The organism is Sedimentitalea sediminis, assembly GCF_042687825.1.
Lineage (GTDB): Bacteria > Pseudomonadota > Alphaproteobacteria > Rhodobacterales > Rhodobacteraceae > Sedimentitalea.
On sequence record NZ_JBHUQE010000019.1, the window covers coordinates 14,776 to 37,635 of the forward strand.

Annotated in this window: 17 protein-coding genes and 1 pseudogene; 5 read left to right on the forward strand and 13 right to left on the reverse strand. The window is 63.2% G+C overall.

Going from position 1 to position 22,860, the window contains the following annotated elements:
• Positions 1-104: 104 nt before the first annotated feature.
• A pseudogene (locus tag ACFMPD_RS14090) lies at positions 105-902 on the reverse strand (ComEC/Rec2 family competence protein); the annotation flags it as partial.
• An 80-nt stretch (positions 903-982) separates the two neighbouring features.
• Here ACFMPD_RS14090 and gltX point away from each other — a divergent pair.
• From gltX to ACFMPD_RS14105, 3 genes are all read left to right on the forward strand, one after another.
• Positions 983-2,419 carry a glutamate--tRNA ligase gene (gltX, locus tag ACFMPD_RS14095; RefSeq protein WP_380995593.1) on the forward strand — a complete coding sequence of 479 codons (1,437 nt, stop codon included), beginning with the start codon at positions 983-985 and terminating at the stop codon, positions 2,417-2,419.
• A gap of 95 nt (positions 2,420-2,514) precedes the next feature.
• Positions 2,515-3,810, forward strand: a complete 1,296-nt coding sequence (gltA, locus tag ACFMPD_RS14100) for a citrate synthase (protein ID WP_380995596.1) — start codon at positions 2,515-2,517, stop codon at positions 3,808-3,810.
• A gap of 203 nt (positions 3,811-4,013) precedes the next feature.
• Positions 4,014-5,051 (forward strand): hypothetical protein, encoded by a 1,038-nt coding sequence (locus ACFMPD_RS14105; RefSeq protein WP_380995599.1) that lies wholly within the window; start codon positions 4,014-4,016, stop codon positions 5,049-5,051.
• 9 nt (positions 5,052-5,060) lie between these two features.
• Here the strand turns inward: ACFMPD_RS14105 and ACFMPD_RS14110 are convergent, their stop codons facing one another.
• The 12 genes from ACFMPD_RS14110 to ACFMPD_RS14165 all read right to left on the reverse strand — a co-directional run bounded on the left by ACFMPD_RS14110 (position 5,061) and on the right by ACFMPD_RS14165 (position 18,924).
• Entirely contained in the window at positions 5,061-6,251 is a 1,191-nt protein-coding gene (locus tag ACFMPD_RS14110) for a tetratricopeptide repeat protein (protein ID WP_380995601.1), read from the reverse strand.
• Between the two features lie 115 nt (positions 6,252-6,366).
• Positions 6,367-6,681: a hypothetical protein gene (locus ACFMPD_RS14115; RefSeq protein ID WP_380995604.1), complete on the reverse strand. Its 315-nt coding sequence runs from the start codon at positions 6,679-6,681 to the stop codon at positions 6,367-6,369.
• A gap of 37 nt (positions 6,682-6,718) precedes the next feature.
• The gene (locus tag ACFMPD_RS14120; protein ID WP_380995606.1) at positions 6,719-7,963 is read right to left on the reverse strand and encodes a hypothetical protein; all 1,245 of its coding nucleotides are present in this window, start codon (positions 7,961-7,963) and stop codon (positions 6,719-6,721) included.
• A 228-nt stretch (positions 7,964-8,191) separates the two neighbouring features.
• Complete coding sequence (locus ACFMPD_RS14125; RefSeq protein WP_380995609.1) at positions 8,192-8,968, reverse strand: enoyl-CoA hydratase-related protein; 777 nt, start codon at positions 8,966-8,968, stop codon at positions 8,192-8,194.
• Positions 8,969-9,037: 69 nt separating this feature from the next.
• Positions 9,038-9,526, reverse strand: coding sequence for a cytochrome c-type biogenesis protein (locus ACFMPD_RS14130; protein ID WP_380995611.1), 489 nt, complete (start codon positions 9,524-9,526; stop codon positions 9,038-9,040).
• Entirely contained in the window at positions 9,523-11,490 is a 1,968-nt protein-coding gene (locus tag ACFMPD_RS14135) for a heme lyase CcmF/NrfE family subunit (RefSeq protein ID WP_380995613.1), read from the reverse strand. Before ACFMPD_RS14135 ends, ACFMPD_RS14130 begins: the two co-directional genes overlap by 4 nt.
• An 89-nt stretch (positions 11,491-11,579) precedes the next feature.
• Complete coding sequence (locus ACFMPD_RS14140) at positions 11,580-12,158, reverse strand: holin family protein (RefSeq protein ID WP_380995615.1); 579 nt, start codon at positions 12,156-12,158, stop codon at positions 11,580-11,582.
• Complete coding sequence (locus ACFMPD_RS14145) at positions 12,149-12,760, reverse strand: holin-associated N-acetylmuramidase (RefSeq protein WP_380995618.1); 612 nt, start codon at positions 12,758-12,760, stop codon at positions 12,149-12,151. The genes ACFMPD_RS14140 and ACFMPD_RS14145 overlap by 10 nt, the downstream gene beginning before the upstream one ends.
• A gap of 134 nt (positions 12,761-12,894) precedes the next feature.
• The gene (gene ccmE, locus ACFMPD_RS14150; protein ID WP_380995620.1) at positions 12,895-13,341 is read right to left on the reverse strand and encodes a cytochrome c maturation protein CcmE; all 447 of its coding nucleotides are present in this window, start codon (positions 13,339-13,341) and stop codon (positions 12,895-12,897) included.
• Between the two features lie 8 nt (positions 13,342-13,349).
• The gene (argC, locus tag ACFMPD_RS14155) at positions 13,350-14,378 is read right to left on the reverse strand and encodes an N-acetyl-gamma-glutamyl-phosphate reductase (RefSeq protein WP_380995622.1); all 1,029 of its coding nucleotides are present in this window, start codon (positions 14,376-14,378) and stop codon (positions 13,350-13,352) included.
• Positions 14,379-14,467: 89 nt separating this feature from the next.
• Positions 14,468-15,277, reverse strand: a complete 810-nt coding sequence (locus ACFMPD_RS14160; protein ID WP_380995627.1) for a glutamate racemase — start codon at positions 15,275-15,277, stop codon at positions 14,468-14,470.
• 224 nt (positions 15,278-15,501) lie between these two features.
• Positions 15,502-18,924, reverse strand: a complete 3,423-nt coding sequence (locus ACFMPD_RS14165) for an indolepyruvate ferredoxin oxidoreductase family protein (protein WP_380995629.1) — start codon at positions 18,922-18,924, stop codon at positions 15,502-15,504.
• Between the two features lie 169 nt (positions 18,925-19,093).
• Here ACFMPD_RS14165 and ACFMPD_RS14170 point away from each other — a divergent pair, with 169 nt between their 5' ends.
• Both ACFMPD_RS14170 and ACFMPD_RS14175 read left to right on the forward strand, forming a co-directional pair.
• On the forward strand, positions 19,094-19,999 hold the full coding sequence (locus ACFMPD_RS14170) for a LysR family transcriptional regulator (protein WP_380995631.1): 906 nt from the start codon (positions 19,094-19,096) through the stop codon (positions 19,997-19,999).
• A 292-nt stretch (positions 20,000-20,291) separates the two neighbouring features.
• The gene (locus ACFMPD_RS14175) at positions 20,292-22,568 is read left to right on the forward strand and encodes a mechanosensitive ion channel family protein (protein ID WP_380995633.1); all 2,277 of its coding nucleotides are present in this window, start codon (positions 20,292-20,294) and stop codon (positions 22,566-22,568) included.
• The last annotated feature ends 292 nt before the right edge of the window (positions 22,569-22,860 follow it).

A 22,860-nucleotide genomic window follows, 5' to 3' on the forward strand; every position in this document is an offset into this window, starting at 1 on the left:
TGCTGGCGCGCAGCGCCGTCAGCGCCGCCTGCCCGACGCNACAGGCCGATACGCAGCAGGGCAAAGACGAACCCCGCCAGCAGCCCCATGTGCAACCCGGAGATCGCCAGCAGATGCGCCAGATTGCTGGCGCGCAGCGCCGTCAGCGCCGCCTGCCCGACGCCGCTGCGGTCGCCGGTGGTGACAGCGGCGGCAAAGCCGCCGACATCGCCGGGCAACACCGTGCGCACCCGGTCCGAGGCGGCCATGCGCAGCGTCATCACCCGCAGTCCGGCCTGGCCCTCATGCGCCGGCGCGATGGTCAGCACCGGATTGCGGGTATAGCCGACCGCCCCCAGCCCCTGAAACCAGGCATGACGGCGGAAATCGAACCCGCCGGGTTCGACCGGACCCTGGGGCGGTGACAGATGGCCTGTGGTCATGATCCGTTGTCCGGGGCGCAGCTCTGCCGGCGGACCGTGCAGCGAGATGCGCACCCGGTCCGGGCGCCGTTCGGGGTCCACCCGGTCCAGCCGTACCCGGTCCAGCGTCACCCGCAGCGCGTCCGAGGCCGAGCGGTCCAGCGCCACGACGCGCCCCTCGACCGGCCCGTAATAGCGCCAGCTCAGCACCGGGCCGGCGACCTGATGCGCCCGCAGCCCGGCGAGGCAGAAACCGGTCGCAACCAGCGCCAACGCCCAGCCCAGGCTGGCCCAGCCGCCGGGCCAGCGCAGCGCCGCCGCCGCGCCGGCCAGACCCGGCGCGGCCACCGCCAGATATAGCGGCGTCGCCGGCTCGGTGGGCAGCAGAAAGTAGGCGCCGATCCCCAGCGCCAGACACACCGGCGCCCAGGGAAACAGGTGACCGCGCTGCACCAGCAGCACCAGGTCGACCCAGGTCAGGGCGCGCCTGAAAACACGCATGCTTGCTCCCCGCCGTCCGGCTCGCTAGACAGGCGCAAACCCTAGCCTTTCCATGGTTACCAAAAGGTAAATCCCCACGCATGTCCGAGACCCGTCCCGCGCCCGTCGTCACCCGCTTTGCCCCCTCGCCGACCGGGTTCCTGCATATCGGCGGCGCCCGCACGGCGCTGTTCAACTGGCTTTACGCGCGTGGCCGTGGCGGCAAGTTTCTGCTGCGTGTCGAGGACACCGACCGCGCCCGCTCGACCCCCGAGGCCACCGAGGCGATCCTTAAGGGGCTGCGCTGGCTGGGGCTGGACCATGACGGCGAGGTGATCAGCCAGTTCGACGGCGCCGCGCGTCATGCCGCCGTGGCGCATGAATTGCTGGCCGCCGGCAAGGCCTATAAATGTTTCGCCAGCCAGGACGAGATCGCCGCGTTTCGCGAGGCGGCCCGCGCCGAGGGCAAGAGCACCCTGTTCCGCAGCCCCTGGCGCGACGCCGATCCCGCCAGCCACCCGGATGCGCCGCACGTGATCCGCATCAAGGCGCCGCAGGACGGGGTGACCGTGATCCGCGACCGGGTGCAGGGCGATGTCACCATCCGCAACGACCAGCTGGACGACATGGTTCTTTTGCGCGCCGATGGCAGCCCGGTCTACATGCTGGCGGTGGTGGTCGACGATCATGACATGGGGGTGACCCATGTGATCCGCGGCGACGACCATCTGAACAATGCCGCACGGCAAATGATGATCTATGACGCCATGGGCTGGGACGTGCCGGTCTGGGCGCATATCCCGCTGATCCACGGCCCGGACGGCAAGAAACTGTCCAAGCGCCACGGCGCCCTGGGCGCACAGGAATACCAGGCCATGGGCTATCCCGCCGCCGGCATGCGCAACTATCTGGCGCGGCTGGGCTGGAGTCATGGCGACGACGAATTTTTTACCGACGATCAGGCGCTGGACTGGTTCGATCTGGACGGAATCGGCAAGAGCCCGGCCAGATTCGACCTGAAGAAACTGGAAAACCTGAGCGGACAGCATATTGCCATTGCCGACGATGCTGCGCTGCGGCAGGAAATCGAGGATTATCTCGCTGCAGCGGGCCAATCGCCGCTGTCTCAGGCGCAGGCGGAAAATTTGCAAACTGCGATGTATTGCCTCAAGGACAGGGCGCGAACATTTCCGGAACTTCTTGACAAGGCACGGTTTATTCTAGCAATCCGCCCGATCGAGCCGGACGAAAAAGCGCGAAAGGCGCTGGGTTCGGTATCCAATGGTATACTGTCTGAATTGACGCCGCAGTTGCAAAATGTTAGCTGGACACGGAATGATCTGGAGGAGGTCCTGAACGGCTTTGCCGCCGCGCAGGGAACGAAGTTTGGAAAACTGGCAGGGCCGCTTAGGGCCGCGCTGGCGGGCCGGACGGTGACACCTTCGGTTTTCGACATGATGCTGGTGCTGGGTCGCGAAGAGACCCTGGGCCGGCTGATGGATGCGTCGTCACAACAGGGTCATGCCCCGTTGGCATGACGCCAATACACCCGGGCCCGTGCGCCGAAGCGCGGGAACTGCCCGCACGGGTCAGGCGATGCCCCGCCCCGTGGTTGATAGAGGAAGGGACATAAATGACCGACAGCAAGAAATCCGCGACACTGACCATTGACGGGGACAGCTACGAACTGCCGATCTTTTCGCCAACAGCCGGCCCCGATGTCTTGGACATCCGAAAGCTCTACGGGCAGGCCGGTGTGTTCACCTACGATCCCGGCTTTACCTCGACTGCCAGCTGCGACAGCACCATCACCTTTATCGACGGTGGCAAGGGCCAGTTGCTGCACCGCGGATATCCGATCGATCAACTGGCGGAGAAGTCCCATTACCTGGAAGTCTGCTATCTGCTGATGAACGGCGAATTGCCGAGCGCCGCGCAGCTGGAAGATTTCGAAACCCGCATCACCCGCCACACGATGGTGCATGAACAGATGCACAATTTCTTCCGTGGTTTCCGCCGCGACGCGCACCCGATGGCGACCATGGTCGGCGTGGTCGGCGCGATGTCGGCCTTTTACCACGACAGCACCGATGTCAGCGACGAATGGCAGCGCGAAGTCGCCGCCATGCGCCTGATCGCCAAGGTGCCGACGATCGCCGCGATGGCCTATAAATATTCGGTCGGTCAGCCCTTTGTCTATCCGCGCAACGATCTGGATTACGCCGCCAACTTCCTGCACATGTGTTTCGCCGTTCCGGCCGAGGAATACCATGTCGACCCGATCGTGGCCCGCGCCATGGACCGCATCTTTACCCTGCATGCGGATCACGAGCAGAACGCCTCGACCTCGACCGTGCGCCTGGCGTCCAGTTCCGGCGCCAACCCCTTCGCCTGCATCGCCGCCGGCATCGCCTGTCTGTGGGGTCCGGCCCATGGCGGCGCCAACCAGGCCTGCCTGGAAATGCTGGCCCAGATCGGCTCGGTCGAGAGGATCCCCGAATTCATCGCCCGCGCCAAGGACAAGGACGATCCGTTCCGCCTGATGGGCTTTGGCCACCGGGTCTACAAGAACTTTGACCCGCGCGCGACGGTGATGAAGAAATCCGCCGACGAGGTGCTGGATCTGCTGGGCGTCGAGAACAACCCGAAACTGCAGGTCGCCAAGGAACTGGAAAAGCAGGCCCTGTCCGACCCGTATTTCGAGGAAAAGAAGCTGTTCCCGAACGTCGATTTCTATTCCGGCATCATCCTCGAAGCCATCGGTTTCCCGACCTCGATGTTCACGCCGATCTTTGCGTTGTCGCGCACCGTCGGCTGGGTCAGCCAGTGGAAGGAAATGATCGCCGATCCGCAGAACAAGATCGGCCGTCCGCGCCAGCTGTATCTGGGCGAGACCCAGCGCGATTACGTGGATATCGAGAACCGCTGAAAACGGGGCTGACGCGCCGAAACCAGGAACCCCGGACCAGTGTCCGGGGTTTTTTTGTGGCCAGGGGGCTACGATCTGCCGCCGCAAATGCCGATGATTGTCCGGTTTTGCCACGCAAATGTCCGAATTCCGCCACGGTGCCGACCCGCCACCGGGTCTAGCCCTACGGTTGCATTCTCGGCACCAGGCAAAAGGGGAACCGGATGGCTTCCATGACTTTCGAATTGACCGACACCAATGTCACGGTGGGTATCACCGTCACCGAACAGGCGGACGGCTCGCTGCTGTTCCAGCTTGATGTTCTGGACGAAGGCGGATCGATCGGCGACCTGAACGGGCTGTTCTTTGACATCGGCGATGAATCGCTGCTGGACGGGATACAGATCGCCGGTGCCGATGTGACCGGCACCGCCGTCAAGGCCAATGGGGTGACCAAGGTCGACGGCTATAACAACATCAATGGCGAAGTCGCCAACGAGCTCGGAAAATTCGATGTTGGTGTGCAGTTCGGCACCTCTGGCATGGCCCAGGACGACATCCAGAGCACCAGTTTCACGCTGTCCTCGGATGCGGGTCCACTGACCCTGGATGCTTTCCTGTCACAGGATTTCGCCGTGCGCCTGACCTCGGTCGGCGAGGTCGACGGCAGCCGCACGGATTCGGTCAAGATCGGCGGCACCGCCGCGGATGAGCCGATTGCCGAGGACCCGGCACATGTGGCCAATGACGACGTGCTGACAGTGATGCAGGACGAAACCTTTGAAGCGGCGGGCCAGACCGATACCCTGGACAGTTCCGCCCAGTCGCTGCTGGCCAACGACACCACCGACGACGGCGCCTATCTGGGCGATCTGCTGGCGGCCAACGGCCAGGTGCTGACCGACCAGGTCACGGTGGCGGGCAGCAATGGCGGCCTGCTGATCGTTCACGCCGACGGGCGGCTGGATTTCTCGGCCAATCACGAATTCATCCACCTGGATGGCGGCGAATCCGAATTGACCCAGTTCACCTACGAGATCGACGGCGGCGCGATGGCCAATCTGGATGTCTTTGTCTTTGGCCTGAGCGGCGACGCCGGCGGCGGTCCCGGTGATGACGACATGAGCGACGACGACATGGGCGATGACGTTTACGATTATGGCGGCGGCGAAGACGAGGTTTATGACGATGTCTACAGTGGTGACGACGTGGCCGGCGGCTATGCCGCGCCGATGGACGATCCGCTGGGCGGTCTGGGCTGATAGCGGGGTTTACTTCCTGTGAAACAGTCGCGCCTCGGGCGTCAGGAATTCATCCAGGTCCAGCGCCTTGCCCTCGGCCTGGGCCTGTCCCACGGCGCGGTTCAGATGCCCGTATGAGATCGAACTGCGCGGTGCCTTTTCCAGCGCATCGGAAAAGGTCCGCGCCGCTTCGGCGGCCCGGCCACCTTCGAGCTGGGCCAGCCCCCAGGCATCCAGATAAACGTGGTTCTGCTGTCCGGGCGCGGTTTCGGACAATGCCTCGCAGTCCCGCAGGGCGGCCATGACGTCGCCGCTGCGCAGATGGATGGCACAGAGCGTATAGGTGTATTCGGCGGTGCGGCTGGTGGCGCGTTGCAGCGTGTTCTGATCGGCCACGCTGCGGGTCTGGGCGGCGCGTGTTCCCGCCTCTTGTTCAGCGCTGCGGCTCAGCGCGATGGCCTGGCGGATATCGGCAAGACCCGCCTCGTTGGCGGCGATCGCGATCCGTTCCAGCCCGCGCAGATAATGCAGGCTGGCCTGTTCGGACAGCCCGATCGCCTGTTCCGACGCCAGCACATCCGTCAGGGCCTGTACCGCGCCGGCGCTGTCGCCCTGGGCGATCAGGGCGCTGGCGCGCAGCTGGTTCAGATAGCGCGCGGCGATCCTGCCCGGCATCTGGCTTTCGATGGTCTGCAAACGGTCCAGCGTGATCTGCGGCTGTTCCATCGCCAGCGCCAGCTGGGCCTCGGAGTAGTTCACATAGGCCAGCACCAGCGGGCGATCTTCCTTGCGCACCCGCCGCAGCAGATTTCGGGCCCGGGCACAGTCTCGCTGGGCCTTGGGCAGGTAATCGGCGGCGGCGTGATCCTGACAACTGCGCATCAACAGCCAGATGTCGTTGGGCGTGAATTGCAACGCCGATTGCAACGCCGCCAGCGCCTGTTCGGTCTCGCCGCGCAACGCATGGGCGGTGGCCTTTTGCCCCAGAACCAGAGCCGCAGTCTTGCCGACCGTGGCGGGATGATCGCGCGCCTGTTTCAGCAGCGCCAGCGCCTTGTCAGTATCGCCCGCGCCATTGGCCGTCTTGGCCTGCATGATCAGCGCGCACAGATCTTCGGGTTTCGGCGCGTCCGCAGTCTGGCAATAAGGGTCCGCATCCATTGCCGCGGCCGGACCGGCGGGCAGCACCGCCAGCAACAGCGCCGCAAGCCGCCTCAGCATTGGGGAACGTCGGGCGGACAGGGCGGCGGCGGCGGCCCGCCGGCCAGTGTGGCCGTCCCGGTCAGGATGGCGAAATGCGCAGTGAAAAGGCACAGGATCAGTCCTCGTGTCATGGTCATGGTCCTTTCTTCTCTGTCGACAGCCAGTCCTTGAGCAGACTGGCAAATGTGCCGAAATAGAAACCGATGATGATACCGCCCCAGTTCACCAGTTCCTTGGGGGCTGCATATTCGACAAAAAGCGGCATCATCGCCGTGACGAAAATGATCCCCAGGGCGATCACCGAGGCGACGATGGTGGCGGTCACCACAACGAAACGGCGCAGGAACTGATCGGTCTCGGACACCGTCGTGTGTACCGGTCTGGCCAGGGCAGTGCTCTGTGCCGCGGGCTGGGTCGCCGGGGCCGGATCGGTGGTGGTCTGGGTCATCTGGATGCGTCCTCTTTACTGCGTTCTCTGGGGTGGATCAGGAATTACCGGCATGAGACATGATCGCCTGCGCCCAGGCCTTGGCCCGGCGCAGCCCCGGGGATCCGCGCACGATGCGCTCCATCTTGGGCGTCTCGGCCAGGTACAGGAAGCTCTCCCAGTAGAACCGCAGATCACCATCCGCCGCCACGCGGCGGTGAAACGCGTCATTGCTGACATCACCGGCCCGGCCCAGACCCGAAGCGCTTTCAAGTTTGCGCACATATGCCGCGAGAAACGCCTTGTTGGTACGCTTTGCAAAGCTCTGTTCCAGATCGGCAAAGCGCTCGATCACTTCGAAACAGTCGATTGGCGTGCTGTTGATCTGCGTGTCCTCGGCGCATTCCATCTGGTAGTAATTCTGAAAGGTCGTCGCCAAATCACCGGGCTCGATCTCGGTCTCGTGGAATTCGGCGATGTTGGCGGCTTCGTTGAACAGCGTCTGCGCCACCTGGTAATAGGTCAGGTTGGGCGGGATCTGCTGGGACAGTTCCGGCGCCCGGGCGAACCAGAAGGCCAGCCCCGACAGCACCTGGAACTGCTCGGCCTTGGGCAGGTCGCGAAACGTCGTCCTGCCGCGCGACCCCATGGTCAGGGTGCTGGGCAGATCCATCACAACCCGGGCCATCTGGGGGTCGACATAGCCGCGCTCCTCCATCAGTTTCTGCACCACGGCGACCAGCAGAAAGAACACCTCGCGGTCGGTCAGTTCGGCCATCAGGCTTTCCAGCACGACCATGGTATCGCTGAGTTCGGATTGCGAGAATGTCTCGCGGTCAAGAAAATCCAGCACAACGGCCATGCGCTCGCCATTGTTCTTCTGGCGCCGCTCGATATACAGCGGTCCGACCTCGAACGCGCCGACGTGATCGACGAATTCATGTATCTTTTCATGCAGGTAATAACCGTCATGGCTGAAATGCACATAGACCTCGGCGGGCCGGATCTTTTCCGATTTGATCAGCTTGACCTTGTAGGCGACGAATTTCGGATCGTCCTGCGGCAGATTTATGTCGTTCACCGACCGGTTCCACAGAACCTTTTGTTCAGGTGTCGAAAACGGTCGGCCCTGAAACACCACCGCGCGTTTGAGGATGTCTTCGGTCCAGGGCACGCGCGTGGTCTGCCCGTCCGTATCGCGCACGAACAGCGTGCCATGCACCACCGTGCTTAACGCATCCTGCGCCATCGGAGCGGTCGGCAAAAGGGCCAGACCCATTAGTCCAATCAACTTACGAAACATGTTTTTCCCCGGAAAACGGGTGGAAGCAAAGTATTGAATAAAAGGGAAACTACACCATGACGCGATTCGAGGCAAACCGCCGCAAGGTAGGGTAATCCCGACCCTGATTCAGATCGGGATGGCGCCAAGCGAAATGGAGCGGTATCGCGGCTGTCGCCGGGCCGTTTTTCCTGCACCCATCTGGCAGGCAAAGCATGGCCCCCAGGACGCAACCGGGCGGTCGGGTTGTCAGCGGCCTTCGAACCGGGCCGGGCGTTTCTCGACAAAAGCCAGAACACCTTCGCGGAAATCCCGGGTCCTGCCGCATTCGCCCTGCAAATGTGCCTCGATGGCCAACTGGTCGCCCAGCGATTTGTCAAAGCTGCCGCGCAGGGCCTGTTTCACCGCGCCATAGGCAGCGGTCGGCCCCTGGGCCAGATGCGCGGCGCGAGCGCGCCAATGGGCGTCAAAGGCGTCATCGGCCACGGCTTCCCAGATCATGCCCCAGTCATCGGCCTGCCGGGCGCTGATCCGGTCGGCGAACAGCGCCGCGCCCATCGCCTTGGCCAGGCCGATCTGGCGCGGCATGAACCAGGTACCGCCAGCATCGGGGATCAGTCCGATCCGGGTGAACGCCTGCAGGAAATAGGCACTTTCGGCCGCGATCACCACATCGGCTGCCAGCGCCAGGTTGGCACCCGCCCCGGCGGCCGGTCCGTTGACAGCGGCAATCGTCGGCACCGGGCAGTTGCAGATCGCCTCGAGCATCGGCTGATATTCGTCGCGCAGGGTCCGTTCGAAATCGATCTGGGTGGCATCCCCGCCATCGCCCAGATCCTGGCCGGTGCAGAATGCCCGCCCTGCCCCGGTCAGAACGATCACCCGCGCCTGTTTCGCGATGTCGTGCATGGCAAACCCAACCTCGGCCCGCATCTGCGCGTTTACCGCATTCATCTTGTCCGGCCGGTTCAGGGTCAGAATGCCCAGCCCGGCGTCGATCTCGACAGTGATGGTCTGATAGTCCATGGCGCCCTCGTTTGTCTGCTTGCGGTCAAACTGGCCCAAGGCCGCGCCGGTGAAAAGCGGAACTGCGCGTCACTCGTCGAGAATCTGGCGCAAACGCTCCTTTTCCGCCTCGTTCAACTCGGTTTCCTGGGTTTTCGGCGCCCGGGCGCGCTTGCGCAGATAGCCCCATCCGACGCCGCCCGCCAGCAGCAGCATCAGCGGGCCCGCCGCCCATAACAGCCAGTTCGAGCCCGTCGCGGTCGGGCGCAGCAGCACGTATTCGCCGTATCGGTCGACGATATAGGCGATCGCCGCCGCATCGCTGTCCCCCGCCACCAGCCGCTCGCGCAGCAGCAGGCGCAGATCGCGGGCCAGGCCGGCATTGCTTTCGTCGATGCTTTCGTTGCGGCAGACCAGACAGCGCAGCACCTTGCTCAGCTCGCGCGCCCGGGCCTCCAGCGCCGGATCGTCCAGCACCTCGTCGGGCTGTACCGCCCAGGCCGGAGAGGTGCCCACGACCACCGGCGTGATCCCGGCCAACACCAACGTCAGCAGCAGCGACAGAACCAGAGGTCTCATTCCGCCGGCACCCCTTGTGCTTGGGTGCGGCGTGCGCCAGCGGCCACCCGGAACCGCCGATCCGACAGGCTGAGCGCACCGCCCAAAGCCATCAGCAGACAGCCGCCCCAGATCCAGTTGGTCAGCGGTTTGACATAGGTGCGCATGGTCCAGCCGCCATCATCCTGACGGTCGCCGATCACGACATAGACATCGCGCAGAAAGCGATAGTCGATTGCGGCCTCGGTGGTCGGCATCCGCGCCACCGGATAGTCCCGCTTCTCGGGGCGCAGCTGCGCGATCTCGCGCTCGCCGCGGGCCAGGGTCACCAGCCCGGTCGTGGTGTAGTAATTCGGTCCCTCGGCGCGCACCACGTCCGTCAGCGTCAGCGTATAGGCACCCACCTGAAACGGCTGGCCCAGTTGAACGACGCGGATATCCTCCTGTTCCCAGGCGGTCAGACCGGCAATGGCGAACATGGCGACTCCCAGCCCGGAATGGGCGCAGGCCTTGCCCCAATCCGCCCGCGGCAGGCGCAGCAGCCGGCCCAGGCGGTCCCCCCGCCGGCCGGTGCGCGACCACAGATCGACCAGCGCGCCGAACACCATCCAGGCGCCCAGGAACAGCCCCACCGGACCCAGCGCGCTGCGCCCGGTCTGCATGGCCCAGGCCAACACCGCCAGCGCCACCGCCAGCACAAAGGCATAGCGCAACGGCCACATTGCCCGGCCCAATCGGCCGCGTTTCCACGGCAGCATCGCGCCCACCGGCATGATCAGGCCCAGAAGGACCATGAACGGGGTAAAGGCCATGTTGAAAAACGGCGCTCCGACGCTGAGTTTGCGGCCAAAGAACATCTCGGCGATCATCGGCCACATGGTGCCGGTAAAGACCACGAAACAAGCCACCGCCAGCAGGATGTTGTTGGTCACCAGCGCGCTTTCCCGGCTGACCATGCTGAACACGCCCTTGGCCTCCATGGCGCCGGCCCGCAGCGCGAACAGCATCAGCGCACCGCCGGTAAAGATCGCCAGGATGATCAGGATAAAGACCCCCCGTTCGGGGTCGTTGGCAAAGGCATGCACGCTGGTCAGCAGCCCCGAGCGCACGATAAAGGTGCCGATCAGCGAAAAGCCGAATGCCAGGATCGCCAGCAGGATGGTCCAGCTTTTCAGCGCCTCGCGCTTTTCCACCACGATGGCCGAATGCAGCAAGGCGGCGGCCAGCAGCCAGGGCATGAAGCTGGCATTCTCGACCGGGTCCCAGAACCAGAACCCGCCCCAGCCCAGCTCGTAATAGGCCCACCAGGAGCCCAGCGCGATGCCGATGGTCAGGAATATCCAGGCCGCCAGCGTCCAGGGCCGCACCCAGCGCCCCCAGGCGGCATCGATGCGCCCTTCGATCAGCGCCGCCACGGCAAAGGAAAAGGCCATGCTCAGCCCGACATAGCCGAGATAGAGAAACGGCGGATGAAAGGCCAGACCCGGATCCTGCAACAGCGGGTTCAGATCCTGCCCGTCGAACGGCGGCACCGCCAGGCGCAGGAACGGGTTGCTGGTGAACAGGATAAAGGCAAAGAACGCCACGGCGATCGCCGCCTGCACCGCCAGAACCCGCGCCTTCAGAGTCGGAGGCAACCCGCCGCCGAACCACGCCGCCATCGCGCCGAACAGGGTCACGATCAGCACCCATAACAGCATCGAGCCCTCGTGATTGCCCCAGGTGCCGCTGATCTTGTACAGCATCGGCTTGGCGGAGTGGCTGTTCAGCACCACCAGGCGCAGGCTGAAATCCGACGTGACAAAAGCCCAGGTCAAGGCGCCAAAGGCAAAGGCGGTCAGCAGGAACTGCGCGCTGGCGGCCGGGTCCGCCACGGCCATCCATCCGGACCAGCGTTTCTGGGCGCCGATCAGCGGCACCACCATCTGCACGATGGCGACCATGAAGGCGAGGATGAGGGCGAAATGTCCGAGCTCTGTAATCATGCGCCCGGTATACGCCCGGCAAGCGGTGCGGCCAATGGGTTTCGTCCGCTTCGCCGCTTCACAATGTCGAAATACCCGGGCCCGATGGTCTAGGCACGGCGGGCCGCCTTCCAATCCTGCAGCGCCGGATTGTCTTCGGGGCGCAGCACCGCAGCGCCAAGCTGGGCGTCCGGGCCGGTATCGGCGATGCCGGGGCTATCGGCCCGCAGCTTTTCCAGTTGCACGATGTTTTCGACCGCCTGGGGCACCCGCGCCATGGTGCTGGCGATCTCGCGCTGAAAGCTCTGTGCCTTGAGCTGGTGGCGCGCGCCGAAATAGAACGACACGATCACCCCGAGCAACCACCACAACGGTTCGGGCACCAGTGCAACGCCCTGCATCCGCGCGGCGAACCACAGCGGGTCGACCATTGCCGACACGAACAGGCCCAGCGTTCCCAGCGCCAGCGCCGGGCGCGGCAGCCGGTTGACCCCGTCCATGACCTGATCGAACAGCCCCTGGCGCGGTCCCGTGAATTCGGTGCCGAACTGCTGCACGGCCTGCGCCTGCGTCTCGTGCGCCCGCTGGGCACCGGATTCGGCGTTCTGGGTAAAGACTTCGGCCGTTTCTCGAATCACATTGCGCCCGCTGCCGAACATCAGCGTCAGAAATCCCTGGATCAGCCCCATGCCGCCACCCTCTTGTCAAATTGTGCCTGTGTCATGTGATATCTCGGCGACAGGAATTCCTCGGCCCGCCTGATCCAGCCGCCCTTGCCACCGCGACGGCTGCGGGCGTATTTTCGGCTGGCCACGCGGCCATCGGCAATCCGGAAATAATAGTTGCGCCGGGCCACCCCATAGGCGTCGCGCAGCGCCTGCGCATCCGGCGCCGCCGCATCGCGGGCGGCTTTCAGCGTCTGCGGTCCGATCGCTCCGTCCACGGTCACCGCATAGCCCATCTCGCGCAGCATCCGCTGCAGGATCTTGACCGCGTTGCCGCCGGCGTTGACATACATGTCAAACAGGCTGGCCTGCAGCGCCACGGGCATCTCGTTGATACGCGGACGCTCGAAATAGTGACGGACAAAGATATCGACGGCCTGGCTGCGACTCAGCGCCCGGACATCCGAGACTCCGATGGTTCCGTCGCCGGTCAGGTCCAACCCCAGACGGCGCAAGGTATGGATCGTGACGCCGTATTTGGTCGCCCCGCCAGGATCGTCGGGATCGTTCACATAACCGCCCTCGCGGGCGACGATCTGTTCTGCAATTTCACGCACTGTCTGCATTGCGGCCTCCGAAAAACTCGTCCGGAAGGCTGCGCGCAAAGTCTTAAAGACGGGTACCGGACCGCGCGCATGCCTGCCCGGCCGGAACAGACCGGTCGTGTTTCATCTGCCTTAGGCTGGCACGTTCGCGGCGGTCAGCTGTCGTTCGGATCCTGATACACGCCTTGCTCTTTCAGGGCGTCCACCACTTCGGAGGGCATGTAGGTCTCGTCATGTTTTGCCAGAATTTCAGAGGCTTCAAAGACACCGTTCACGTAACGACCGGTGCCGACCATGCCCTGATTCTCGGCAAAGAGATCGGGCAGGACGCCGGAAAAGGATACCGGTACCGAAGCGCCACCGTCAGTGACCGAAAAGCGGATGATTTCGCCCTGTCCACGCACGATGCTGCCGGTCTCGACCAGACCGCCGATACGAAAAATCTCTTCGGGACCCGGCGGTTCGGCAATGATCTGGCTGGGCGCACGAAAAAAGTTGATTCCGTCGCGCATGGCATAGCCGATCAGCCCGGTGGCCACGGCCAGCGCCACCGCCGCCACCACAATTACCTGGATCCTGCGCTGCTTTTTCAGGCTTTTCATGGTCTACCTCACGGGAACAGAGGGGCCATCATCAGGCCCTGCGTTTCATCCTCACCTAGCATCAGATTGGCGTTTTGCAACGCCTGCCCGCTGCTGCCCTTGGTCAGGTTGTCCAGCGCGACCACCACGATCGCCCGCCCGTCGATGCGGTCGCCGGTCACGCCGACATGCACGAAATTCGACCCGCGCACGTGGTGTGTGCTGGGCGTTTCGCCAAAAGGCAATACCTGGACGAACGGCTCGTCCGCATAGGCCGCCGCAAAGGCGTCATGCACCGCCTGCGCCACGCCCTTGACATAGACCGTCGCCAGAATACCGCGATTGGCCGGGATCAGATGCGGCGTGAACTGCACCCTGACGGGACGCCCGGCCAGGGCGCTGAACTCCTGATCGAATTCACCCAGATGCCGGTGCGTGCCACCGACCGCATAGGCGTTATAACCTTCGCTCAGTTCGGCATGCAGCAGGTTTTCCTTCAGCGAGCGCCCTGCCCCGGAAACCCCGCATTTCAGGTCGAGAATGATGTCGTCCAGATCGATCACACCGGCCGAGATCAGCGGGCGCAGCGCGAACTGGCCGGTGGCGGCGTTGCACCCCGTGCCGGCAACCAGCCGGGCCGCGCGAATGTCGTCGCGATAGAACTCGGTCAGCCCGTAAACCGCCTCGTCCTGCTGGGCCAACGCCGCATGCGGGTTGCCGTACCATTTCTCGTACTCGGCCGGATCGCGCAGGCGGAAGTCGGCGCTGAGATCGACGATCTTCAGGTTGTCCGGCAGGTCGCGGATCACTTCCTGGCTGGTCTTGTGCGGCAGGGCGCAGAAACACAGATCGACCCCCGAGAAATCGATCTCGTCGATGCGACACAGCGCCGGCAGTGCCATGTGGCGCAGATGCGGGAACACCTGGGCCATGTCCATCCCGGCCTTGCGTTCGCCGGACAGCGCAACGATGTCCATCTCGGGATGACCGGCGATCAGCCGGATCAGTTCGGCGCCGGTATATCCACTGGCGCCCAGAATTGCGATCTTGTGGGTCATGTCAGACCTCTTTCATGCTGCCGTCAAATAATGCCGCAGATGCCCGCGACGCACATGGCGCAGACCAATCGCCCACGCCTTGACCTGGATCAGGCCGCGCAAAACGTGATCTGTCGTCGCAAGAATTGCGTCGCCTGATCACTGACCTTGCGGGGGTCACCCGTGGTCAGAAAACCCGATTGCCCGCCCCCCTGCATATCCGGATGGCGCACCAGATAGTCGGCCAGGCTCTCGGCCACCAGATCGCCCTGGCTGAACACCTGCACATCCGGGCCCAGCGCATCCTGAAATACCTGTTCCATCAACGGGTAATGGGTACAGCCCAGGATGGCCGCCTGCGGATCCGGCATCTTGCGCCTCAGGGCGTCGACATGGCTGCGCACCAGAGCCTCGGCCAGGATCATATCACCCTCTTCGATAGCATCGACCAGACCGCCGCAGGCCTGCGCCTCGACATCAACGCCAATGGCCCGAAAGGCCAGCTCGCGCTGAAACGCCCGGCTGGCCACCGTGGCCGGGGTGGCAAACAGCGCCACATGCTTGACCGCGACCTCACGCGGCGGGCTGTTGTCGCCCCAACGCCGTTCGGTCAAAGCCTCGATCAGGGGCACGAAAACCCCCAGAACCCGTTTGCCCTTGGGCAGGCCGCCCTCCTGCATCCGCCGCAGGGCCGCGGCGCTGGCGGTGTTGCAGGCCAGAATCACCAGATCGCAACCGCCATCCCACAAACGCTGCACCGCCTTGACGGTCAGACCATACACATCGTCCGCATCCCGCACGCCATAAGGCGCGTGAGCATTGTCGCCCAGATACAGGAAATCCACCTCGGGCAACCGCTTTTGCGCGGCGTTCAGAACGGTCAGGCCGCCCAGACCGGAATCAAAAATGCCTACTGCCATCTACCTCAAGCGCGCTGCTTGCCCTCATCTGCACGACCGACGTCGCGGAACTGCAACGGTGTCGCAACCAGCACATAAGAGGATTTTGACGGGAAATCCATCGTCGCTTTGCCTTGCGCCGGAGACTGGACCAGAATGTCGCGCCACAGAGGCCGCCGCCCGGTCGACCCACCGCTCAAAACGGCCCCCGGGACACTCGATCCCGGGGCCGCAATGAGGCAGGCTTATTCGGCCGCCTGGCTGTAATCGCTGCCGCCTGTCCGAAAGGCTGCCAGCAGTTCCTCGCGCCGCTTGGCCGCCTTGACCTCGCTTGCGGATTTGACCGGACCAAAGCCGCGGATGTCCATCGGCAGGCTGGCCAGCGCCACCGCTATGTCCATGGTTTCCGGTGTAACGTCTGCCAGGACCATCTTCATATCCGCCTCGTATTGCCGGATCAAAGCGCGCTCCATCCGCCGCTCGGCGCTATAGCCGAAAATGTCCAGCGGCGTGCCGCGGAGCATCTTCAGCGATGCCAGCATTTTCAGCGGCTTCAGCATCCAGGGGCCGAATTCGCGCTTTTTCGGGCGTCCATCGGGGGCCTTGCCGCCCAGAATCGGCGGGGCCAGATGAAAGGTCATGCGGAAATCACCGTCAAACTCGGCCGCCGCCTTTTCCTGACTGGTCAGCAACAGCCGCGCGACCTCGTATTCGTCCTTGTAGGCCAGCAGCTTGTGATAGCCCTTGGCGACAGCCTCCTGCAGCCTCGGATTCTCGATCGCATCCACCATCCGGCGATAGCGCTTGGCCAGCCGCTGGCTCTGATAGTCGGCCAGATGATCGGCGCGATAGGCGATCCTGTCCTCCGGCGTCTTGGGCATGGCAACTACCTTTGGCTCTGACAGCTTGGCCGCCTGCTCCGGGAACAGAACCGCCCAGCGCCCGATGTCAAAAGCACGCAGATTGCGCTCGACCGCAGCACCGTTCATGCGGATCGCCTCCTGAATCGCCTCCAGACTCAGAGGCACCAGTCCGCGCTGCCAGGCGCCGCCGAATACCATCATGTTGGAATAGATCGAATCCCCCAGCGTCGCCTTTGCCAATTCAGAGGCGTCAAACAGGTCCAGACGTTCCCTGAGGCGGGCCTGCAAGGCCAGCTGCAGCCGATCCGCCGGCAGGGCAAAGTTCCTGTCGCGGGTGAACTCGCCGGTGATGATCTCGTGACTGTTGACCACCGCACCGGTCTGACCGGTGCGGGTCAGGCCCAGCGTCTTGGCCGCCGCACTGACCACCAGATCGCCGCCGATCAGCGCATGCGCCTCGGCCGTGGCCACACGGATGGCGTTGATATCTTCGGGCGAATTGGCCAGCCGGCAATGGATATGCACCGCACCGCCCTTTTGCGCCAGACCCGCCATTTCCATCATGCCGGCCCCCTTGCCATCCAGTTGCGCCGCCTGCGCCATGACCGCGCCGATGGTGACGACCCCGGTTCCGCCGACGCCGGTGACCACGATATTGTGGGTGCCGTCGATTGCCGGCAGGTCCGGCAGTGGCAGATCCGGCAGGTCCAGTGCGCTGGTCGGCTCCTTGCGCAGCTTGGCACCCTGCAGCGTTACAAAGGATGGGCAGAACCCGTTCAGACAGGAAAAATCCTTGTTGCACGAAGATTGATCAATCGCGCGCTTGCGCCCCAGTTCGGTCTCGACCGGTACGATCGAGACACAGTTGGACTGCACGCCGCAATCGCCGCAGCCCTCGCAGATATCGGTGTTGATGAAAACGCGCTTGTCGATATCCGGGAACGTGCCGCGCTTGCGGCGTCGGCGCTTTTCCGCGGCACAGGTCTGGATATAGACGATGGCGCTGACACCTTCGATCTCGCGGAACTTCTTTTGCACATTCTCCATCTCGGCGCGCTCGTACCATTCGATGCCGCCAGGGAAGTCCTTGCGCGCGGGTTCCTCCTTTTCATCATAGACCACAGCGATGGTCGGTACGCCCATGGCCTTCAGCTCGGCCACGATCCGCGGCGCGTTCAGATCGCCCTCAGCCTTCTGACCGCCGGTCATCGCCACGGCATCGTTGTAGAGGATTTTGTAGGTGATGTTGGTCTTGGCCGCCAGGGCGGCCCGAATGGCCTGTACCCCGGAATGGTTATAGGTACCGTCTCCCAGATTCTGAAAAACATGCTTGGTCTTGCTGAACGGCGCCTCGCCGATCCAGTTCACCCCCTCGCCGCCCATATGGGTAAAGCCCTGCGTCGAGCGGTCCATCCACTGCACCATATAGTGGCAGCCGATCCCGGCATAAGCCCGGCTGCCGTCGGGGACCTTGGTCGAGGTGTTGTGCGGGCACCCCGAACAATAGAACGGCAGGCGCGCGGCCAGATCCTCGGCATTATCGTTGCGCCGCGCTTCGTCCAGCGCCGCCATACCGGCGCGGATGCCGTCGGTCTCGCGGTCCTCTTCGATCAGGATTTCGCCGATCTTGGTGGCGATCATGATCGGATCCAGCGCGCCGCGGGTCGGGAACAATTCCAGCCGGCGGCCATGTTCCCATGTATCGCCCTTGTGCCAGCCATAGACCCGGCGCCCGCTGCGGTCGTCAAAGATCGCTTCCTTGACCTGCACCTCGATCAACTTGCGCTTTTCCTCGACCACCACGATCAGATCCAGCCCTTCGGCCCATTCGTGAAAGCTGTCCATGTCCAGCGGAAAGGTCTGTCCCACCTTGTAGGTGGTGATGCCCAGCCGCTCGGCCTCGTTTTCGTCGATGTTCAGCAGCGCCATGGCATGTGCCAGATCCAGCCAGTTCTTGCCCGCCGCGACAAAGCCGATTTTGGCCCCCGGCTTGCCCCAGACCCGCTTGTCGATCCGGTTCGCCCGGGCAAAGGCCTCGGCAGCAAAGCGTTTATAGTCGATCACCCGCGCTTCCTGCGCCACGGGCGTGTCGCCCAGCCGGATGTTCAGCCCCCCCTTGGGCATCTCAAACTCGGGCGTCACCAACTGCATCCGCATCGGATCGCCATCCACGACCGAAGTTACCTCGATCGTGTCCTTCATGGTCTTGAGACCGACCCACAGACCGGAAAACCGGCTCAGCGCATAGCCGTAGACGCCATAATCCAGAATTTCCTGGACACCCGCCGGGCTGACCACCGGCATATAGGCATCGACCAGCGCCCATTCGCTCTGGTGCAGCACGGTACTGGACTCGCCCGTATGGTCGTCGCCCAGCGCCATCAGCACCCCGCCCATCGGGCTGGTCCCGGCCATGTTGGCGTGTTTCATCACGTCGCCCGATCGGTCGACCCCCGGCCCTTTGCCATACCACAGGCCAAAGACCCCGTCATACCGGCCCTCGCCGCGCAGCTCGGCCTGCTGGCTGCCCCACAGCGCCGTGGCCGCCAGATCCTCGTTCAGCCCCCACTGAAAGGTCACGTCATGTTCCGTCAGCAGTTTGGCCGCGCGTTCCATCTGCAGATCGACCGCCCCCAGAGGCGAGCCGCGATAGCCCGTGACCAGCCCGGCGGTGTTCAGTCCGGCGGCCCGGTCCCGCGCCTTTTGCATCAGCATCAGACGCACAAGCGCCTGGGTACCGTTCATCAGAACCGGGCTTTTGGTCAAATCGAACCGATCATTCAAGGATATCTTCTGCGTGCTCATCATTCGCCTCCCCAACGTCAGACTAGTGTGCATATGTCGCCCGCATAATAGGTCATACTTTATGACCTGAATAGCAAAAAAACATTGATATCTCAGCGAAACGGCGGTTGCATGCCGGACGATCCTTCCTTTCATATAGGGCAGCCGTGGCAGATCGAAAGTTACCGGGATGGATTGGGACAAGCTCAGAATATTTCACGCCGTGGCAGATGCCGGCAGCCTGACCCATGCCGGGGACCGGCTGAACCTGTCGCAATCCGCGGTCAGCCGGCAGGTGCGCGCGCTCGAAGACAGCCTGGGCGCAACCCTGTTCCACCGCCACGCGCGCGGACTGATTCTGACGGAACAGGGCGAGTTGCTGTTTGACGCCACCTGCGCCATGTCCAAGCGGCTGGAAACCGCCGCCGCCCGTATCAAAGACAGCGCCGAAGAGGTGTTCGGCGAATTGCGCGTGACCACGACATTTGGTTTCGGGCTGCTGTGGATGGCCCCGCGTCTGCCCAAGCTGTTCGAGAAATACCCCGATCTCAAGGTCGATCTGATGCTTGAGGAACGTGTCCTGGACCTGCCGATGCGCGAGGCCGACGTGGCGATCCGCATGAAGGAACCCAGCCAGGCCGACCTGATCCGAAAACGCCTGATGAAGGTGCAGATGCTGCTTTATGCTTCGCGCGCCTATCTGGACAAGCATGGCACGCCAACCCGGCTCGAGGACATCGCCGACCACCGGTTGATCTGCCAGAACATCGACGCGGCGCAGGTCAATGCCGGTGCCCTGCTGGTGCAGCAGTTGCTGACAAGCAACCCGCACTCGCTGTTGACGGTGAACAATTACTTCGGGGTGCTGCAGGGGGTTCTGAACAATCTGGGCATCGGGGTGATGCCGAATTATGTCACCCACGATTTTCCCGATCTGGTGCGCATTCTGCCGGAAATCGAGTCGGCCGATGTGCCGGTATTTCTGGCCTATCCCGAGGAACTGCGGCAATCCAAGCGCATCGCGGCCTTTCGCGACTTTGTTCAAGAAGAGATCATTTTGTACCGTAAGAACCTGAAAGTCATTGATAATTTATAAGATATGCGCCAGGCGCATACCGGAAATGCTGCAAGTGCGGCATAATGATCCTTGATCCGCGCGAGACCTTTGCCTAATTCAGTACTCGAAGGCGGTGACATTTACTTGCTCATCACTTCATACCTCCCTGTTGGACTTTGGCCGAGCTTAGTGCTCGGCCTTTTTTTGCCCTCTCAAGTCGAAGCAGTAATACAACGCCCGTCACAGGATGGGGTCCTTCGCCAATAAACCGCGTGCATCCCGGCAAATAATCCTGAAAATGCTGGCAGATAATACTGCCGGGAGTTGTTTCATGAGATTTCGTGTCTATTTCGCTGCGCTGTTTGCACTGGTGTTTCTGCACCTGAGCGGCCCGGCATCTGCACAGGTCGGGGCCATCACTCACACCCAGGACGCCGGCACCGGCGCGACTGTGGAACTGCCAGAACCGCTGACACAAGAGGCCGTGCGCGAAATGGTGGCGCGCATGTCCGACGATCAGGTCCGTGGCATGTTGCTTGACCGGCTGGATGCCGTTGCACAGGCTGAACAACAGCCCGCGGCGTCCCAGACCTCGTTCTTCGGTCAACTGGGTACGCTGTGGACCGCGTTTTACTCGAACCCGCTGGACGCCTTCCGGAAACTCCCGACCCTGTTCACCAAAGAGGCCGAAGCGATCGGAGGGTTCACCGCATCGTTCGGTGGCTTTGGCGGGGTGATGGCGATGCTGGGTCTGACCGCAATCGCCCTGGCGGCCGGTTTTGCCGCCGAGTTTCTTGCCGGTCGACTGGTCCGGCGGTGGAAAGGTCCGAACGTGGCGACCGACGGCGCGACGCTCAAGGATTCGCTCTCGTTTCTTTTCAGCCGTTTCATGCGCGAGATTTTCGGGCTGATCGTTTTCTATTTCACGATCCGTACTGTCGGTCGCTTTCTGCTGTCGCCGGAACAGCTGGCATTTGCCGGACCGATGGTGACCTATCTGATATGGCTTCCGCGTCTGGGGGCCGCCGTCTCCAGATTTGTTCTGGCCCCGCACAAACCGAAATTGCGGATGGTCAGCATCGATGATCGCTGGGCGACCTTTCTGCATCGCCACATGATCGGGCTGATCCTGCTGGCAGGCTTTACGATCTTTGCCGTCTTTTTCAACAGGACCAACGGCGTTGCTCTGGCGGAAACCCGTATCGGTTTCTGGCTGGATACGTCGGTCTATATCTATATCATCTTCATCGCCTGGCGGGCCCAGTCCGGCCTGACCCAGATGATGCGCGGGGTCGATCCCGACCGAACCGAATATGACGAATGGATGGCCCGCAACTATCCCTACTACATCATGGGTGTGGCCGCCGTTACCTGGGTGTTCGTGACCACCCTCACAGGTCTGGGGATTATCGAACAATTGCTGAAGGGCGCCCACTACGTCACCATGTTCTGGCTGATCCTGGCGCCCGCGCTGGACACGGCCATCCGCGGCCTTGTCCGGCATCTGGTGCCGCCGATGTCCGGTGGCGGCCAGATCGCCGAGGTGGCGTACCGCTCGACCAAGCGCAGCTATATCCGCATCGGCCGGGTGCTTTTGGCCGGGTTCGTTCTGGTGCTGATCGCCAACACCTGGGACATGAACATCGCCGACTTCACCGCCAGCCGGCAGGGAATCGGCGCCAGCCTGATCGAATTCCTGATGACGCTCGCGGTCGGCTATGTCGTCTACGAGGTGGTGTCGCTGTGGATCAATCGCCAGTTGGCCCGCGAACAGACCAATGCCGCGCCCGACGAAGGCGAAGCAGCCGGCGGCGAAGGCGGCGGTGCCGGCGGATCGCGGCTGGCGACGGTTCTGCCCCTGTTGCGGGTCACCGCACAGGTGGCGATTGCCACGATCTTTGTCCTGCTGGCCATCGGCACGCTGGGCATCGACATCACCCCATTGCTGGCCGGCGCCGGGATCATGGGCCTGGCCATCGGTTTCGGCGCCCAGAAACTGGTCAGTGACGTGGTGTCGGGCATCTTCTTCCTGGTCGACGACGCCTTTCGAGTCGGCGAGTATGTCGAGGTTGACGGCACCATGGGAACGGTCGAGAAAATCTCGATCCGGTCGATGCAACTGCGGCATCACCGCGGACTCGTCCACACCATCCCCTATGGCGAGATTCCCAAGCTGACCAATTTCAGCCGCGACTGGGTGATCATGAAGCTGAAATTCACCGTGCCGTTCGATACCGACCCCAACAAGGTCAAGAAAATCTTCAAGAAGATCGGTGCCGAGATGCTGGCGGACCCGATCCACGGCGATGGCTTTCTCGAACCGTTCAAAAGCCAGGGCGTGTTCGACATCGACGATGTCGGCATGGTGATCCGCGGCAAATTCATGGCCAAGCCCGGGGCGCAGTTCACCATTCGCAAGGAAATCTACAACCGTGTGAAAAAGGAATTCGCCGAGGCTGGAATCGAGTTCGCGCGCCGCGAGGTGCGTGTGGCCATCCCGGGTCTGGAACATGCCGAGGATCTGAACGATGACGAAAAGGCCGCCATCGGCGCCGCCGCCACCGGCGTCGTTCAGGCGCAGATCGAAAAGGAACAGACCCAGCCATGATCCACGATGCCCGGCGCCCCCCGCCGGACATCGCCCGCCGGGGCGACCGAGTTCCGACGGCGGCCCCGCCCCGGCACCACCGCTTTTCACTGCCCGGGCTTTTTCCGCCTGATCGTTGCCGGTTCCATCATGCGGCGTGGCGCAGACCGGCCGATCCCGTTCTTGAACCCGAAACGGCTTCGGGTTCAAGGCCGGCGATCAATTGGCCCGTCGCCCGCGACCTGGAACTGCCAGCGCGAACCTTGCCCCGGCCGTTTGGCGCTTTCAACTCTGCCGGCATTGCCCTTCGCTT

Coding starts and splice junctions, on each gene's coding strand:
- ACFMPD_RS14145 (WP_380995618.1), bottom strand. CDS start 12,760: ATGCAGACAGTGCGTGAAATTGCAGAACAGATCGTCGCCCGCGAGGGC.
- gltX (WP_380995593.1), top strand. CDS start 983: ATGTCCGAGACCCGTCCCGCGCCCGTCGTCACCCGCTTTGCCCCCTCG.
- ACFMPD_RS14165 (WP_380995629.1), bottom strand. CDS start 18,924: ATGAGCACGCAGAAGATATCCTTGAATGATCGGTTCGATTTGACCAAA.
- ACFMPD_RS14170 (WP_380995631.1), top strand. CDS start 19,094: ATGGATTGGGACAAGCTCAGAATATTTCACGCCGTGGCAGATGCCGGC.
- argC (WP_380995622.1), bottom strand. CDS start 14,378: ATGACCCACAAGATCGCAATTCTGGGCGCCAGTGGATATACCGGCGCC.
- ACFMPD_RS14140 (WP_380995615.1), bottom strand. CDS start 12,158: ATGGGGCTGATCCAGGGATTTCTGACGCTGATGTTCGGCAGCGGGCGC.
- ACFMPD_RS14160 (WP_380995627.1), bottom strand. CDS start 15,277: ATGGCAGTAGGCATTTTTGATTCCGGTCTGGGCGGCCTGACCGTTCTG.
- ACFMPD_RS14135 (WP_380995613.1), bottom strand. CDS start 11,490: ATGATTACAGAGCTCGGACATTTCGCCCTCATCCTCGCCTTCATGGTC.
- gltA (WP_380995596.1), top strand. CDS start 2,515: ATGACCGACAGCAAGAAATCCGCGACACTGACCATTGACGGGGACAGC.
- ACFMPD_RS14125 (WP_380995609.1), bottom strand. CDS start 8,968: ATGGACTATCAGACCATCACTGTCGAGATCGACGCCGGGCTGGGCATT.
- ACFMPD_RS14175 (WP_380995633.1), top strand. CDS start 20,292: ATGAGATTTCGTGTCTATTTCGCTGCGCTGTTTGCACTGGTGTTTCTG.
- ACFMPD_RS14110 (WP_380995601.1), bottom strand. CDS start 6,251: ATGCTGAGGCGGCTTGCGGCGCTGTTGCTGGCGGTGCTGCCCGCCGGT.
- ACFMPD_RS14115 (WP_380995604.1), bottom strand. CDS start 6,681: ATGACCCAGACCACCACCGATCCGGCCCCGGCGACCCAGCCCGCGGCA.
- ACFMPD_RS14130 (WP_380995611.1), bottom strand. CDS start 9,526: ATGAGACCTCTGGTTCTGTCGCTGCTGCTGACGTTGGTGTTGGCCGGG.
- ACFMPD_RS14105 (WP_380995599.1), top strand. CDS start 4,014: ATGGCTTCCATGACTTTCGAATTGACCGACACCAATGTCACGGTGGGT.
- ACFMPD_RS14120 (WP_380995606.1), bottom strand. CDS start 7,963: ATGTTTCGTAAGTTGATTGGACTAATGGGTCTGGCCCTTTTGCCGACC.
- ccmE (WP_380995620.1), bottom strand. CDS start 13,341: ATGAAAAGCCTGAAAAAGCAGCGCAGGATCCAGGTAATTGTGGTGGCG.